Below are 13,174 nucleotides of genomic sequence, written 5' to 3'. Positions count from 1 at the left end.
GCGAAACATCGCAGCGCCCATCGTTCCCATCTTCGCGACGCGGATCCGCTGGCTAGTATCGCGACGTGACGGACGACGCCCTCCACGACCATGCCATTGACGCCTTCATCGCGGCGGCCAATGCCGATGACCCGGCGCGGCGGGCCACGCTGCTGAGTCGTGCCCTCACCGGCGACGTCGTCTTCTGGGGGCCGCTGGGCCGAGGGGTCGGGCGCAAGGCGGTCGAGGACTTCATCACCGAGGTGGTGCGGGGGCACCCGTCGGGCCCCACCCGGATGGTCCGCACCACCCGGGTGGACGCACCGGGAGAGTGGGCGCGTTTCGGGTGGCGCTACGAGGACGCCTCAGGCCGGAGCCTGCTGACCGGAATGGACGTGGTGCACGTCACCGTCGAGGGGGACATCGACGAAATAGTGATCTTCGCCGACCCGCCGGAGTGATCTCCGATTTACCCGGGTGCCGGACGCGCTCCAGCACATCGCGACGACACCGCGTCGGGCCCGTCTCCGCAAGTCTTCGATGTGGCCGAAGATGCGTTCGGTTGTACCGAAGCGTCGTGGCACCCATCGTTTCCGTGCGGCGAGGCTCGCGAGCAGGCTCCGGCATCGAGATAAGACCCCCGGCGGGGTGCTCCAACGGGGGAAGTGGAGCTGGAGCGGCATATGTCGCAGGTTCTTCGTGGGGGACGACCTACGTGCCGCTACCCGCCGAGGGTGGTCCTGATGGCTCCCAACGAGTACCGGGAGCAGCGCCTCACCCTATTGAGGCGGAGGCATCCAGGCGAAGGCGGGCGTTCCAGGGAGAAGATCATCCGGAGGCGGCGGGGCTGACGTCTCGATGGGACCCTCGTCAGAGGGCGGAACGACGGGAAGCTCGCACCAGACGGTCCGGCCGGGATGCCGGCCGTGGGAGCGGTAGCCCCAGTTCCCGCCGGAGAGCATGCCGACGATCGCCAGTCCCCGGCCGTTCTCCATGAGCAGACATGCCGGGTCCGCCCGAGCGCACGGTTCCTCAGTGCTCAGGCCCGTGTCCGCGACCTCGACGCGCAGCAACCCGCCGTACGCCAGCAACCGCAGCACCAGCGGATCGTTACCGGCGGTCCCACCATCGGAAGCCCTGGTGCCGGAGACCTCGGCCTGCCCGGCGACCCCGCGCCGGGCGTGCCGGACCGCGTTGGTCACCAGCTCGGACACGGCCAGCCGCGCGTTCTCATAGGCCGGATGATGCTCCCCCAGCCATTTACGGACCTCCTCCCGCGCCCGCGAGGCGGCCTCGACATTACTGGGCAGAAGTATTTCGCTGAACGTCTCCGGTTCCATGGAATTGCCCCTTCCGACCGAATCAAGCCGACCTGCTTTCACCGGAGCCATTAACTGACATCCCGTGGCAGCCATAGCTCGACAGGTACACCGTCCCAAACTCCGAGGCACACCGGAAGCCGATCCGCGCTTATCACGGGTTCACAGTTCACGAAGTAAGTTCACAACACTGTGAACCCGCGAGAACTTAATATCCATTCCCCCGGCAATGAAAATGAAGGAGACTGCTAAAGAGGCAACGAGAGGAGACCGAGATGAGCATCGCCGTGGAGCCAGAGCCCGAGCCGGACTCGGAGCCGGAGTTCGATACGTATTCATACGAATCCACACGCGTTCAATTCGGCAGAGAGCTACGGAAATACCGGATTTTATCTGGATTTACCCAGAGGCAACTCTGCACCGTGGTCCCCATCGCCGTAAGCCATCTGAGCATGCTGGAGAACGGCCACCGAGCACCCACCAGGAAGCTGGCCCACCAGCTGGACGAGGCATTCGACCTGGGCACCACACTCGTCGACCTACTGGACCGCCTGGACCGCGCCGCCACCCAGGTCCCCCGCTGGTTCCGCCCCTGGCTGGAGTTCGAACCCTTGTCGGTCTCCCAGCGCATCTGGGGAGCGCTGATAGTGCCCGGCCTCCTTCAGACCGAGCAGTACGCGGAAGCCATCCTCAGCCGCAGCCCCGGCGTTACCCCCGAGCAGGTGAAGGAGAACATCGTGGCCCGAATGGACCGGAAGAACATTCTTCGCCGACCTGACCCCCCGATGCTCTGGGCCATCCTGGACGAGGGCATCCTGCACCGTCCCATCGCCGATCCAGAGGTGATGAGGGAGCAGTTCCACTACCTTCTGGAGATGTCGGAGAGCCCATGGCTCTCTCTTCAGGTGCTCCCCTACACCGCGCGCAACGTGCTCGGCCTGCTGGGTGGCTTCACCATCGCCGACATGCCGGGAAGCGCACCTCCCGTGGCCTACATCGATTCCCAGAGCACCGGGGACCGAGTAAGCGAGCGGGCAGAAGAGGTAAAAAGACTAGAATTCAGATACGACCTGATCCGTGCGGACGCTCTATCCCGGAATGATTCACGCGACATGATCAAGGAGGCGATCCAGCGATGGACGACCTGATCCAGGAACTTCACACCGCCCACTGGCGCAAATCCACCCTCTCCGGCGATGACGCGAGCGACTGCGTCGAAATCGCCAACCTCTCCAACAACCACCGAGCCATCCGCGACAGCAAAAACCCCACCGGCCCCTCCCTCATCCTCACCCCCCACCAGTGGACCACCTTCGTCACCACCGTCAAGAACGGTGACTGCGACTGATCTCAAATGCACCCCCGCCAAGAAACCCCCCGGTTACGCCTTCGGGGGGTTTCTCTGTGTGTCAGAGGAAGTCAGTCACTCCGATCGATTGGATCACCGGCGCCCATCACAGTCAGCTCCAGTTCTCGGGCGGACCGTCCTGTAGGTCCTCGACGCTCACTCCTGGCAGGTCGTTGAGCAGTCGCCCCCACACCTGCTTTCCTGCGAGCGTCAGCACGGTGCGATCGGTCCGGTTACCCCAGTAGGCAGCCTCTGCCACGTCGATCGGCACCATATCGACTCCGAGGTCCGCCCAGGTGCCGGAGATCCCTCGCTGGGCATCCCCGTCGAGGTCGAATTTAACGGGGTCGTATCCAACGCCGAGTTTCACGACAACCTCATCGAGGGCCGGCCGGGGATTACGGGCCAGGAGTTCCGCGTCCAGATATTCTCGCTGGTCCATGGTGAGGTGTGCTCGTGCGGTGATCACCGACACGGCAGGCAGGAGAAGACCGTCAGGGACACGACGTTTGATCGCATGGACCACGCCGACTGCCTGGTCGTGCCCTTGGGCGTAAGCGGTGATGAGCGAGGTGTCGAGGATGAACTTGGCACTCACGCCGTGGCCCGGCCGGCGTACTTGGCGATCAGTTCCTCGGCTCGACGCTCACCGGCGGCGAACCCCTCGGGGTTGGAGGTGCGGATCGCCTCGATGCGACGCGCCTCTCGCTCCTTGGCAGCCCGGTAATCCTGCTGCATCTGTCGGTGAACAGCCTGAGCGATGTACTCGGCAGGCGTGATGTCCTGACCGGTCTCGGCAATCCACTGCCTGGCCTCGGCGAGCAGATCGGCGGGAAGTTCGTTGCTCATGTCCCGAGCGTAGTGCAGGCGCGTTGCACAGACCGGGAATCGATTGAGAGCTTCACAGTGCAGAACATCGGCAACACCCCCGGCCGGCTCAAAGAGCCGACCGAGGGCGCAGGTTAATGATCAAGATGAGAACCTGGTCCAGAACGTCAGGCCCGCGATACGTAGCGAGTCTGCACCTCGGTGAAGGTCTCGAGACCCCAGCGGCCCTTTTCCACCCCGAGGCCACTGTGCTTGACACCTGTAAGCGGCTGGGAGAAGCCGAGCGTGGACTGGTGGGTGTTGACCCACACCTGCCCGGCCTCCAACCGGTCGGCGACTGCGTTGGCACGGTCGAGGTCCGCACTCCACACCGAGGCGCCGAGGCCGAAGTAGCCGTGGTCGGCCTGGGTGACGGCCTCGCCAAGGTCGGCGTAGGGGACCACCGGAAGGACCGGCCCGAACTGCTCTTCGTCGACGACGCGCATCCCTGCGGCGGCGTTGGCGACGATGGTGGGCGGGTAGAAGTAGCCTGGCCGGTTCTCGGGCCGGCCACCGGCGGCCACCGTGGCACCTTTGGTGTTCGCGTCCTCGACGAGCGCGGACACGAAGTCGAGCTGCGCGCGGTTCTGCAGTGGCCCCATGTTGGTGTTCTCGTCCAGCCCTGACCCGAGCTTCACCGATGGGACGAGTTCGACGAGTGCGTCGACGAGTGCGTCGTGCAGGTGCGCAGGGACGTAGATGCGCTTGATCGCGATGCAGACCTGCCCGGAGTTGGTGAATGCGGCCCAGAAGAGCTTCGGTGCAATCGCCTCGACATCGACATCGTCGAGCAGGATCGCCGGGTCGTTGCCGCCCAGTTCGAGGGTCACCCGCTTGAGGTCCTTGGCGGCGGCCGCGGCGATCGCCTTCCCGGTGGGAATCGAACCGGTAAAGGTGATCTTCCGCGGGACGGGGTGGTCGACCAGCATGGGCCCGAGTTCGTCGGTGCCCGACACGACGTTCAGCACCCCCGCCGGGAACACCTCGCGCAATATCTCCCCGACACGGAGCGTGGCGAGTGGGGTGTAGGGCGACGGCTTGACCACCACGCAGTTGCCGGCCGCTAGCGCTGGGCCGATTTTGAGGCCCATCATGTACGCGGGAACGTTCCACGGGGTGATCGCAACGACCGGCCCCACCGGACGCCGCAACACCTCCACTCGCTCGGTCTCACCGTCGCTGAGGACTTCGCCGGCTACTTTGAGGTCGGCGAAGTACCGCAGGGCGGAGATCACGCCCATCACCAGCCCCTTGGAGAAGGCCAGCGGAGCGCCGAGCTCAAGGGTCGAAAGCCGGGCGATCTCGTCAATCGAGGCAGCGACCGCGTCAGCGCCCTGACGCATCATCTGTGCCCGGGCGTCCACTGACTCGGCAGCCCACCCGGGCTGCGCCGCCGCCATCGCCGACATGACGTCTTCGACGTGCTCCGCCTCCGCGGCGGGGGCGTGCGCGGCCACCTCCCCCGTCGACGGGTCCACGACCGGAAGCGAGCGCGGTGTCCGTACGGCCCGGCCCCCGATCGTCATCGTCAACTTCGCGTCCGACATCCCGCGCCCTTTCTCGAGCCTGTCCTCATTGCGGTTGAGTATGTAGTAGCCGCCGAAGCGGTCGCTCTTGGTGACCTGGCCTTGGTGCGAGCACCCGGTGGCACTCCACCTCCGGGTCGTACAAGTCCAGGGTGCGAAGGTCCCGGGTCGGACTCGTGGTCGAGGTCACAAGCCGGTCCTTTTGCGAGGCCGTGCTCCGGGAAGTGGCTGCTGTGCCGATAGGAATTTGCGACCACGTCACGGCTCGTCCCGGTCCCAGGATGGAGGTGTCCGTGCGTCGTGTAGTGGGCTGCTGCGATCGCCGCACCCGCGAACACTCGCCGGAGCGGTGGACCCGGCTTCGTCCCGCGTCAGTCCAGTGTGATGACCGCGCGCCCCTTGACCTGGCCGTTCCTGAGTCGATCGTAGACGGCGTCCACTTCGGCGAAGGGGTACTTCTCGACCTCGACTCCAATCGCTCCTGACGCTGCCAGCGCGACGACCTCGTGCAGGTCGGGGATGGACCCCATCCCGGAGCGGGTGACCGAGGTGTCGCGCTGCAGCGAGCGATGATCGACGGTTATCGATCCGCCTGCGCCACCGATGAGCGTGATCTCGGCCATACTTCCCGCTGCGGCGGCGCAGAAAGCCCCGCTGGCGTCGCTCCCGACGAAGTCCACGACGAGGTCGGCACCACGGCCCGCAGTCACCTCCTTCACCGCCGCCGCGGCGTGGGGCCCTGCCAGGATCGCGTGGTGGGCACCGAGCTTGCGCGCGAACTCGAGCTTGTCCTGGCTGATGTCGACGGCGACGACGGTGGCGGCCGAGGTCGCCCGCGCGATCTGGACCGCCAGGTGCCCGAGCCCTCCGACGCCGACGACCACGAGCGTCGACATCGGCGACACCAGCTTGTGGGCGGAGCGGCGGATCGCGTGGTACGGCGTCAGACCGGCGTCCGCCAACGGAGCGGCCTCGAACACGTCAAGGTTCTCTGGCAGCGGGACGACGTAACGCGCGTCGGGGACGAGCTGATAGTCGGCCAGCCCCCCATCGCGGCCGATCCCGGCCAGGTTCGCCCCGTTGAAGCACCAGTGATCCAGTCCGCTCGCGCAGCGGATGCAGCGTCCGCACCCCCACGAGATGTAGACCAGCACGGGCTGCTCAACGTGGAGCCCGGTCACGCCCTCGCCCAGCTCGGCAACCCACCCCGACACTTCGTGCCCCAGCGTGAAGGGCAGCGGGGGCGTGAAACCGGCTTCGGCGTCCATCAGGGTGACGTCAGTGTGGCAGGCGCCGACCCCCGCGACCTTGACCAGCACCTCGCCCGGTCCCGGTCGGGGAGTGGGCACCTCGACGACTGCCGGCGGCTCGCCTGGCTTGATCAGACGGAACGCTCTCATCCGGTCGTCCTGGCGCCTGCGGAGAAGGTGACGGGCAGGGTGGCCAGCTCCCGGCGGAACCCGGGGAGCCACTCGACGTTGTCCGGATCCTTCAGCCGGTAGTCCGGCAGACGGCGCAACACCTGCTCGATGACGACCTGCATTTCGAGCCGGGCGAGGGGTTCTCCGACGCAGCGGTGGATACCGACGCCGAACGACAGATGCGGGTTGGGCTTGCGCTCGAGGTCGACCTCGTCCGGTCGATCGAAGACCTTGTCGTCACGATTTCCGCTGCCGAAGAGGATTCCGACCTTGTCGCCGGCCTTGAACCGGTGCCCGGCGAACTCGCAGTCCCGGGTGACGGTCCGGGCGAACATCTGCGACGGCGCTTCGAGCCGGAGAATCTCGTTGATCGTGGCGGGGATCAGCGCCGGGTCGTCGATCAGCCGCTGCCGCAGCTCCATGTCGAGGCCCAACATCAAGAACGTGCTCGTCAGCGACCTGATCGTGGTGGCGTGCCCGGCCTCCCCGACCAGGATCGCCATTCCCAGCACCTGGTCCGGGGCCAGCGGCGCGCCGTCCACCTCCGCGGTGACGAGGAGGCTGAGCAGGTCGTCCTTGGGGTCGGCCCGCTTGCGGTCGAGCACCTCCCGGAAGAACGACATCAATTCACGGGCGACCTCCTCGTTCTCGGCGAGCAGTTGCTCCCGGGAGGTCTGCAGCAGCCTCGGACCGAAGCTGCGCAGCCGCTGCCACTCACCGTCTTGCAGGCCGAGGAAAAGTTCGGTCAGGCGCGAGGGGACGACCTCGCACAGCTCCGCCTTGAGGTCGGCCTCGCCCCGCTCGATGAAGGCGTCGATGAGCTCGGCGGTGACCTCCTCGACGTACTCCCCGAACTTCGCGACCTGCCTGGGCCGGAACAGCGGCAGCAGCAAGGCGCGGAAGGCCTTGTGCTCGGGCGGGTCCGCCTCCAGGGGAAGGGCCGGGATCGGCAGTCCGAAATGGGGAATCGTGACACCCTGGCCGGATGCGAACAGGTCAGGCTGGGTGAGCGCGGCCTTGATGTCCTCGTATCGCGTCAGCATGTAGTAACCGCCGAAGCGATCGCTGTGGACCACCCTGCTCTTGGAGCGCAGGTCCGCGTAGCGCTCGTAGAGCTCGTCCTGCGCCCCCGGCTCGTTGAGATCGAAGGTCGGTAGCTGTGCCGCGTTGGACATCGCCGTCTCCATGTTCCTGTCTCCTAAACTCGCGGCCATGGCGCCCGCTCGTTGCCGAAACGTTGGGCGGGCTGTCCACCCCACCGTGATGCCGTGATTCAGCAGGCATCACTAGGATCATGAGTCACGAAATTTCGTGGGATACTATGAAGTATCGCTGCACGCAACCTATGGCACCCTCCCTCCGGGAGTCAACAACCGATGAAGGCGTCGACGTTGAGAGTGCTGGGCGTCGAAGGGCCGAAGCCGCTCTCGGACTGCAGGCGGTGCGCCTGAGCGATGACGCCAACACCTTGAACGACGCCGAGGATCTCGACCCACATTCTGGACAAGAGGAACCGGCCCGATCAGGCCACCTTCTCCTGCACGTCGTGCGGTTTCGCTGAGCACGCCGACGTCAACGCGGCCCGCGACATCGCCTCGCGCGGTATGGCGGGCTGGGCAGTGAGTCACGCTGCCGACGACGCGGCCTGAACCGTCGAACCCATCGACGGCGAGGAGCTGCACGCTCGGTCGTTTACGACCGAGACCCAACCGGCTCGAACATAGGGGACATGGTCCCGCCAGGGGCTGTGCTGCGGATCAGGGCTGGGACGCCGCGATGAGTTTCGCGACGTCGGAGGCATAGACGGTCGTCCAGTGCGGATGCAGCCGGTAGTAGACCACGTCGTTGTCCCAGTCGAAGGCATCGTCGCCGTAGAAGTCCTTGAAGTACGCGAGCAGGTCCGGCCAGTCCGCGGCCGGCTCGCCGTCCTGGGGGTTGAGGATCTCCACCGTGCCGTGCGTGAACACGCCAAGCTCCTCACCACGCATGTGCGCGGCGCTGACCGCGGGCCGGGCGGCGAGGTGGCGGGCCTTGGCGGCGTTGCGCGCCGTGCCGAAGTGCCACTTTCCGTGCAGGAAGTGCCCGTCCACACCGCTGATCCGCGGCTCGCCCTTCGCCGTCACGGTGGACAGCGCGAGGGGGCACATGCCGGTGAGAACCTGGGTGAGCTGCTCCGCGGTCAGGGTGCGCTCGCCGCTGATGATCGAGCGGAGGTGCGAGGTGGAACGGGAGAGGGAGGCGTCGAGAAGGGCCTGAAGCTCTTTGAGCTCCTCGGGCGTTTCGCGCATTAGAGTCCTTGTCCATCCGTAGGGCCCGGTCCACACGCCGTCGACGCCGACCGGTGAATCCATGTTCCACCCAAAACCCGACACCTTGTGTCGTATTTCCTCACCCGTCTCGCGGCCCTCGGCGGGCCGCCCAGCCGGATGCCACACCCGGCGACACCGACGGCATGCGCGGCGGCGGGATCTCCCCTGCCTGCGAACCCCGGCCTGGGCGCCCGCTCACTCTCACTCCTGAGAGTCAATGATGAGTTGACCTATAATAAACATGCTCATCATTAATGGGGGTGATCATGGACAAGCCCGTAGGGATGTTCGACCGTGACTACGAGTGGTCGGAACTGTCGCGCTTCGTCCGCTACCCGGGACCGGAGGCAACTCTGGGCGTGGTGTCCGGACGTCGTCGTCAAGGTAAGACCTTCCTGCTGGACGCGGTCTGCCGGGCGACGGGAGGGTTCTACTTCGCCGCGACCGAGGCGACCGAGACCGAGTCTCTCCAGCAGTTCGGTACGGCACTCGCCCGCCATCTCGGTGAGCCGGTCCCGCGCAGGTTCGCGCACTGGGACGAGGCCATCGAGTTCCTCATGACCATCGCCGCCGGACCGACTCCCGTGGTCATCGATGAGTTTCCCTATCTGGCCAAGGCGTCTCCGCAGCTTCCCTCCCTGATCCAACGGGCCCTCGGCCCTCAGGGGCAACGTCAGGGCAGCGCGATACGGCTCCTGCTGTGTGGGTCGGCACTGTCCTTCATGGGGTCGCTGCTCGCGGGAACCGCGCCGCTCCGTGGCCGGGCGAGCCTGGAGTTGGTGGTCCCCACTCTTGACTACCGGTTGGCCCGGGATTTCTGGGACATCTCCGATCCCGCCCTGGCGCTGCTCGTCAACGCCGTCGTTGGTGGCACTCCCGCCTATCGGCGCGAGTTCACCCTTGGCGACGTCCCCGACGGCATCGAGGACTTTGGACCGTGGGTGATCCGCAACGTGCTCAACCCGGGGCGCCCGCTGTTCCGTGAAGCCCGCTTCCTCCTCGCCGAAGAACCGGAGCTACGGGACGTCGCCCTGTATCACGGTGTTCTGTCGGCGATCGCGAACGGCAACCACACCCGCGGCGGCATCGCCGGATACCTTGGCCGCAAGTCCACCGACCTGAGTCATTCCCTGACGCTCCTGGAAGACGTCGGAATGATCGCCCGAGATCCGGACGCCTTCCATGGAAAGCGTTCCACCTACCGCATCACCGAACCCATTCTCAGCTTCTATCACGCGATCATGAGGCCGGAATGGACCGACCTGGAGCGTCCCGGTTATGCCGGGCAGGTCTGGGACCGTTCGCAGACGGCGTTTCGCAGCAAAGTCCTCGGTCCACACTTCGAACACCTCGCCCGCACCTGGACACGCTGGTACGCCCATTCCGAAACCCTCGGTGGTCTGCGTACCCACGTCGCCTCCGGGATCCTGCCCGACCCGGCGGCCAGGAACAGCCACGAAATCGACGTCGTCGTCTTTGGTCGTGACAGCGAGGGTAAAGAGGTCATCCTCGCGATCGGTGAGGCGAAGTACGGCGACGTCATCGGCCGCGGCCACCTTGAGCGCCTTGAGCGCCTCCGTGAGCTGCTCATCCGCCGCGACGACCGCGCCACCCCCGGCACCCGGCTGCTACTGTTCAGCGCCGCCGGCTTCATGCCTCAACTGCGAGAAGCCACGCAGACCCGCGTGGATGTACAACTCGTTGACCTGGCCCGTCTCTACGAGGGTGCCTGAGCTTCCGACGTTCGAAGATCGTCACCCTTGCCGAGGGCGACTCGATCACCTTCCCCCGCAGCCGCCCGCACGTCGTCGGCGACCCCTCGGAGACCGTCACCGCCGTCGCGACGTGGCTCATCGTCCGCCGCCGGTATCCGGGCGTACGGCCGAAGACGTCACCCGGTTTCCTCCCGCAGGCCGAGGGTCAGCGTGAGGCTGCTCGGGATCGCGGCGAAGGCGTCGCGGGTGTGGGCGGCCAGTTCGGCGCGGGTGGGGGCTCCGGGCCGGGATGTCCATGTCTCCAGGGCGCAGTGGAACGCGGCGACGAGCATGTCGAGGGCGAGCCTGAGGCGCAGGTCGCGCGGATCGGCCAGGTTGAACCTGCGGTGCAGGACCGCGAGTGCGGCGCGGCTGGTGCGGTCGCAGAAGTGCAGGCCGTGCGCGTCCATCGAGGGGGTTTTCTCCGCGAGTCGGCGGCTGAGCCGAACACGGTCCTCCCAGCCCTCGGTGGGCATTCGGTCGAGGGCGGTGAGCAGGGCGTCCTGGAGCATCTCCAGGACGGAGCGACCACCGGGTTCGCGGGATTCGAGGTCGTCGAGAAAGACGGTCCACAGATCGTGGACGGGCGCCATCGCCACGTCTTCCTTACTGCTGAAGTTACGGAAGAAGGTGCGTTTGGAGACCTCGACCGCCGCGCAGAGCTCGTCGAGTGTCGTGCCGTCGAAACCCCGTTCGGTGAACAGTTCCAGAGCGGTGTCGATCAGCGCCTGGCGGGTGCGGAGCTTCTTGCGCTCGCGCAGCGGCAGCCGGTCGGCGGGAGTGATCGGTGTGGTCATCGCGGCCAGTCTAACGGAGCATGAATGCCCCTTATAGGCTTATGCCACTCAGTGGCATTATGATGATCGCCGATGCCCTCACGAAAGGCGTACAGACCCATGCGTGCTCTGCTTGTCGACCGTTCCCTAGCCGGTGGACTGCGATTCGGCGAGGCCCCCGATCCCGACCCCTCCCCCGGCCAGGCGCTGATCAGGGTGGCCGCGACCTCCCTCAACTACGGCGAGGTCAAGTTCGGCCTGGAGAACGCACCCGAGGGCAGCGTGCCGGGCTGGGACGCGGCCGGGGTGGTGGAGCGAGCCGCCGCCGACGGCTCCGGCCCGGCCGCCGGCACCCCGGTGGTGACGCTCGCCGCCGACGGCGCGTGGGCGGAGCTGCGCGCCGTCGACACGGAGCTGATCGGCACGGTGCCGCAAGGCGCCGACCTCGGCGCGGTCGGTACCGTCCCGGTGGCGGGCGCCAGCGCACTGCGTGCCCTGCACCGGCTCGGCCCGATCGTCGGCAGACGGGTACTGATCACCGGTGCCACCGGCGGAGTCGGTCGGTACGCCGTGCAGCTCGCCCGGCTCGGCGGCGCGTACGTGGTGGCCTCCACCGGTGACCCCGAAGCGCACGGCGACGGCCTGCGGGCGCTGGGTGCGCACGAGGTGGTGGCCGGGCCGTCCGAGGTCGACGCCCCGGTGGACGGCATCGTCGAACTGGTCGGCGGACGCCAACTCGTGGACGGCTTCGACAAGCTCGCCGAGGGCGGCACACTCGTGTCCGTCGGGCACGCGACCAGCGACGGCGAGCACTTCCCGTTCGGGGCGCTGTTCGGCGACCAGGGCCGCCACGACCGCTCGATCGTCACCTTCTTCCTGCTCGCCTGCTCGGACCTGGCACCGGACCTGACCTGGCTGGCCGGGCAGGTCGCGGCCGGCCGCCTGGACCCGCAGATCTCCTGGCGGGGCGGCTGGGACAAGGCCGCCGAGGCGGTCGAGGCTCTCCGCGGCCGCAGGCTGCACGGCAAGGCGGTTCTCGACATCGGCTGAGCCGGTCGCGTTTCCCCGATTCGCGAACGGCGGGCAGGCGACCAGACGCTCTTTCCTTGATGATCCGGGTGTTTCCGCACAGCGGGGCATGCGGAAACACCCGGATCACGGAAGAGTCGGCAGCGCCCTTTCGGCCCCACTCCGAGATCCGCCGGCAGGCCCTCCGTTGGAAATGAAAACGATTCTTTACATGACCTTGAACATGACTGTATGTTGTCTCTCGATCACCCTACGCACTCAAACGAATGTAGGTGAGCAACCATGCCGGACAACGGCACCGAACACCCCCCGGACCCCCGGGTGGCGTTCGCGGACGCCACGGCGGCCAGCACGGGAGAGACGAGCGAGCGGCCGGGAGCGGCCGACCGCGTCGCGGTCGTCGCGAAGAGCGACGACCACCTTCCCCCGGTGGCCGGCGAGGCGCTCGACGACAGGCCCCTCGCCCTGCGATTCACGGAAGCGGAGGAGTAGACATGCAGCTGCGTTTCCGTAACCGCTACGGCTCCAAGGTGTGGGTCGCGATCATGTTCTACAGCCCCGACGGCTGCCGCGACTACGGCCAGTGGGGCACCCGGGGCTGGTGGGCCATCGACCCGGGCGGCGAGGCGTTCGTCCTCAACACCAACAACCGCTACGCCGCCTACTACGCCGAGGCCGCCAACGGCGCCGTCTGGACCGGCGCCTACGGCCCGATGTACGTCTATCAGAACGCCTTCGACTCCTGCATCAACATCGGCAGCACCGCGGCCAGGCGCGTGGGCACCCGTCTGATCGACATGAACGGCTACTCCACGTACTACGTCAACCTCGTCGCCTGATCCGCCT

16 protein-coding genes are annotated in these 13,174 nt (G+C 66.8%); 8 read left to right on the top strand and 8 right to left on the bottom strand.

From position 1 onward, the window contains the following. Positions 1–65 precede the first annotated feature (65 nt). Complete coding sequence (locus ACFQVD_RS35460; protein ID WP_343974937.1) at positions 66–440, top strand: nuclear transport factor 2 family protein; 375 nt, start codon at positions 66–68, stop codon at positions 438–440. A 318-nt stretch (positions 441–758) separates the two neighbouring features. On the opposite strand, the gene ACFQVD_RS35455 is transcribed toward ACFQVD_RS35460, so the two are convergent. Further along, entirely contained in the window at positions 759–1,319 is a 561-nt protein-coding gene (locus ACFQVD_RS35455) for an ATP-binding protein (protein WP_343974940.1), read from the bottom strand. Between the two features lie 254 nt (positions 1,320–1,573). On the opposite strand from ACFQVD_RS35455, the gene ACFQVD_RS35450 reads away from it, so the two are divergent. Then, positions 1,574–2,446, top strand: coding sequence for a helix-turn-helix domain-containing protein (locus ACFQVD_RS35450; RefSeq protein ID WP_343974943.1), 873 nt, complete (start codon positions 1,574–1,576; stop codon positions 2,444–2,446). Next, positions 2,434–2,646: a DUF397 domain-containing protein gene (locus tag ACFQVD_RS35445; protein WP_343974946.1), complete on the top strand. Its 213-nt coding sequence runs from the start codon at positions 2,434–2,436 to the stop codon at positions 2,644–2,646. Before ACFQVD_RS35450 ends, ACFQVD_RS35445 begins: the two co-directional genes overlap by 13 nt. A gap of 112 nt (positions 2,647–2,758) precedes the next feature. On the opposite strand, the gene ACFQVD_RS35440 is transcribed toward ACFQVD_RS35445, so the two are convergent. The 5 genes from ACFQVD_RS35440 to ACFQVD_RS35420 all read right to left on the bottom strand — a co-directional run bounded on the left by ACFQVD_RS35440 (position 2,759) and on the right by ACFQVD_RS35420 (position 7,647). After that, complete coding sequence (locus ACFQVD_RS35440) at positions 2,759–3,244, bottom strand: hypothetical protein (RefSeq protein ID WP_343974949.1); 486 nt, start codon at positions 3,242–3,244, stop codon at positions 2,759–2,761. Further along, complete coding sequence (locus tag ACFQVD_RS35435; RefSeq protein ID WP_343974952.1) at positions 3,241–3,495, bottom strand: hypothetical protein; 255 nt, start codon at positions 3,493–3,495, stop codon at positions 3,241–3,243. Before ACFQVD_RS35435 ends, ACFQVD_RS35440 begins: the two co-directional genes overlap by 4 nt. A 146-nt stretch (positions 3,496–3,641) precedes the next feature. Further along, the gene (locus ACFQVD_RS35430; protein WP_343974955.1) at positions 3,642–5,060 is read right to left on the bottom strand and encodes an aldehyde dehydrogenase family protein; all 1,419 of its coding nucleotides are present in this window, start codon (positions 5,058–5,060) and stop codon (positions 3,642–3,644) included. A 350-nt stretch (positions 5,061–5,410) separates the two neighbouring features. After that, the gene (locus tag ACFQVD_RS35425; RefSeq protein WP_343974958.1) at positions 5,411–6,439 is read right to left on the bottom strand and encodes an NAD(P)-dependent alcohol dehydrogenase; all 1,029 of its coding nucleotides are present in this window, start codon (positions 6,437–6,439) and stop codon (positions 5,411–5,413) included. Continuing rightward, positions 6,436–7,647, bottom strand: coding sequence for a cytochrome P450 (locus ACFQVD_RS35420; RefSeq protein ID WP_343974961.1), 1,212 nt, complete (start codon positions 7,645–7,647; stop codon positions 6,436–6,438). Before ACFQVD_RS35420 ends, ACFQVD_RS35425 begins: the two co-directional genes overlap by 4 nt. Positions 7,648–7,944: 297 nt before the next feature. On the opposite strand from ACFQVD_RS35420, the gene ACFQVD_RS35415 reads away from it, so the two are divergent. Beyond that, positions 7,945–8,109, top strand: coding sequence for a zinc ribbon domain-containing protein (locus tag ACFQVD_RS35415; protein WP_364150317.1), 165 nt, complete (start codon positions 7,945–7,947; stop codon positions 8,107–8,109). Positions 8,110–8,217: 108 nt separating this feature from the next. On the opposite strand, the gene ACFQVD_RS35410 is transcribed toward ACFQVD_RS35415, so the two are convergent. Further along, positions 8,218–8,748, bottom strand: coding sequence for a pyridoxamine 5'-phosphate oxidase family protein (locus ACFQVD_RS35410; RefSeq protein WP_343974964.1), 531 nt, complete (start codon positions 8,746–8,748; stop codon positions 8,218–8,220). A gap of 287 nt (positions 8,749–9,035) precedes the next feature. On the opposite strand from ACFQVD_RS35410, the gene ACFQVD_RS35405 reads away from it, so the two are divergent. Next, positions 9,036–10,502, top strand: a complete 1,467-nt coding sequence (locus tag ACFQVD_RS35405; RefSeq protein WP_343974967.1) for an AAA family ATPase — start codon at positions 9,036–9,038, stop codon at positions 10,500–10,502. Positions 10,503–10,660: 158 nt separating this feature from the next. Here ACFQVD_RS35405 and ACFQVD_RS35400 read toward each other — a convergent pair whose 3' ends face one another. Beyond that, positions 10,661–11,320: a TetR/AcrR family transcriptional regulator gene (locus ACFQVD_RS35400; protein ID WP_343974970.1), complete on the bottom strand. Its 660-nt coding sequence runs from the start codon at positions 11,318–11,320 to the stop codon at positions 10,661–10,663. A 99-nt stretch (positions 11,321–11,419) separates the two neighbouring features. Here ACFQVD_RS35400 and ACFQVD_RS35395 point away from each other — a divergent pair, with 99 nt between their 5' ends. The 3 genes from ACFQVD_RS35395 (at position 11,420) to ACFQVD_RS35385 (ending at position 13,167) form a co-directional block, all read left to right on the top strand. Next, the gene (locus ACFQVD_RS35395; RefSeq protein ID WP_343974973.1) at positions 11,420–12,349 is read left to right on the top strand and encodes a zinc-binding dehydrogenase; all 930 of its coding nucleotides are present in this window, start codon (positions 11,420–11,422) and stop codon (positions 12,347–12,349) included. Positions 12,350–12,610: 261 nt separating this feature from the next. After that, positions 12,611–12,820 (top strand): hypothetical protein, encoded by a 210-nt coding sequence (locus ACFQVD_RS35390; protein WP_343974976.1) that lies wholly within the window; start codon positions 12,611–12,613, stop codon positions 12,818–12,820. Positions 12,821–12,822: 2 nt separating this feature from the next. After that, positions 12,823–13,167, top strand: coding sequence for a DUF1036 domain-containing protein (locus tag ACFQVD_RS35385; protein ID WP_343974979.1), 345 nt, complete (start codon positions 12,823–12,825; stop codon positions 13,165–13,167). The last annotated feature ends 7 nt before the right edge of the window (positions 13,168–13,174 follow it).

It is taken from the genome of Streptosporangium amethystogenes subsp. fukuiense (assembly GCF_042665875.1).
Lineage (GTDB): Bacteria > Actinomycetota > Actinomycetes > Streptosporangiales > Streptosporangiaceae > Streptosporangium > Streptosporangium fukuiense.
Note: the sequence above shows the minus strand (reverse complement) of the source record. Positions and strands in the feature narration are given on the sequence as shown.

What these genes read in the sequence shown, in the direction of transcription:
- ACFQVD_RS35445 (WP_343974946.1), top strand. Translation starts at nt 2,434, where the DNA reads ATGGACGACCTGATCCAGGAACTTCACACCGCCCACTGGCGCAAATCC.
- ACFQVD_RS35405 (WP_343974967.1), top strand. Translation starts at nt 9,036, where the DNA reads ATGGACAAGCCCGTAGGGATGTTCGACCGTGACTACGAGTGGTCGGAA.
- ACFQVD_RS35430 (WP_343974955.1), bottom strand. Translation starts at nt 5,060, where the DNA reads ATGTCGGACGCGAAGTTGACGATGACGATCGGGGGCCGGGCCGTACGG.
- ACFQVD_RS35435 (WP_343974952.1), bottom strand. Translation starts at nt 3,495, where the DNA reads ATGAGCAACGAACTTCCCGCCGATCTGCTCGCCGAGGCCAGGCAGTGG.
- ACFQVD_RS35410 (WP_343974964.1), bottom strand. Translation starts at nt 8,748, where the DNA reads ATGCGCGAAACGCCCGAGGAGCTCAAAGAGCTTCAGGCCCTTCTCGAC.
- ACFQVD_RS35395 (WP_343974973.1), top strand. Translation starts at nt 11,420, where the DNA reads ATGCGTGCTCTGCTTGTCGACCGTTCCCTAGCCGGTGGACTGCGATTC.
- ACFQVD_RS35425 (WP_343974958.1), bottom strand. Translation starts at nt 6,439, where the DNA reads ATGAGAGCGTTCCGTCTGATCAAGCCAGGCGAGCCGCCGGCAGTCGTC.
- ACFQVD_RS35385 (WP_343974979.1), top strand. Translation starts at nt 12,823, where the DNA reads ATGCAGCTGCGTTTCCGTAACCGCTACGGCTCCAAGGTGTGGGTCGCG.
- ACFQVD_RS35455 (WP_343974940.1), bottom strand. Translation starts at nt 1,319, where the DNA reads ATGGAACCGGAGACGTTCAGCGAAATACTTCTGCCCAGTAATGTCGAG.
- ACFQVD_RS35400 (WP_343974970.1), bottom strand. Translation starts at nt 11,320, where the DNA reads ATGACCACACCGATCACTCCCGCCGACCGGCTGCCGCTGCGCGAGCGC.
- ACFQVD_RS35390 (WP_343974976.1), top strand. Translation starts at nt 12,611, where the DNA reads ATGCCGGACAACGGCACCGAACACCCCCCGGACCCCCGGGTGGCGTTC.
- ACFQVD_RS35450 (WP_343974943.1), top strand. Translation starts at nt 1,574, where the DNA reads ATGAGCATCGCCGTGGAGCCAGAGCCCGAGCCGGACTCGGAGCCGGAG.
- ACFQVD_RS35420 (WP_343974961.1), bottom strand. Translation starts at nt 7,647, where the DNA reads ATGGAGACGGCGATGTCCAACGCGGCACAGCTACCGACCTTCGATCTC.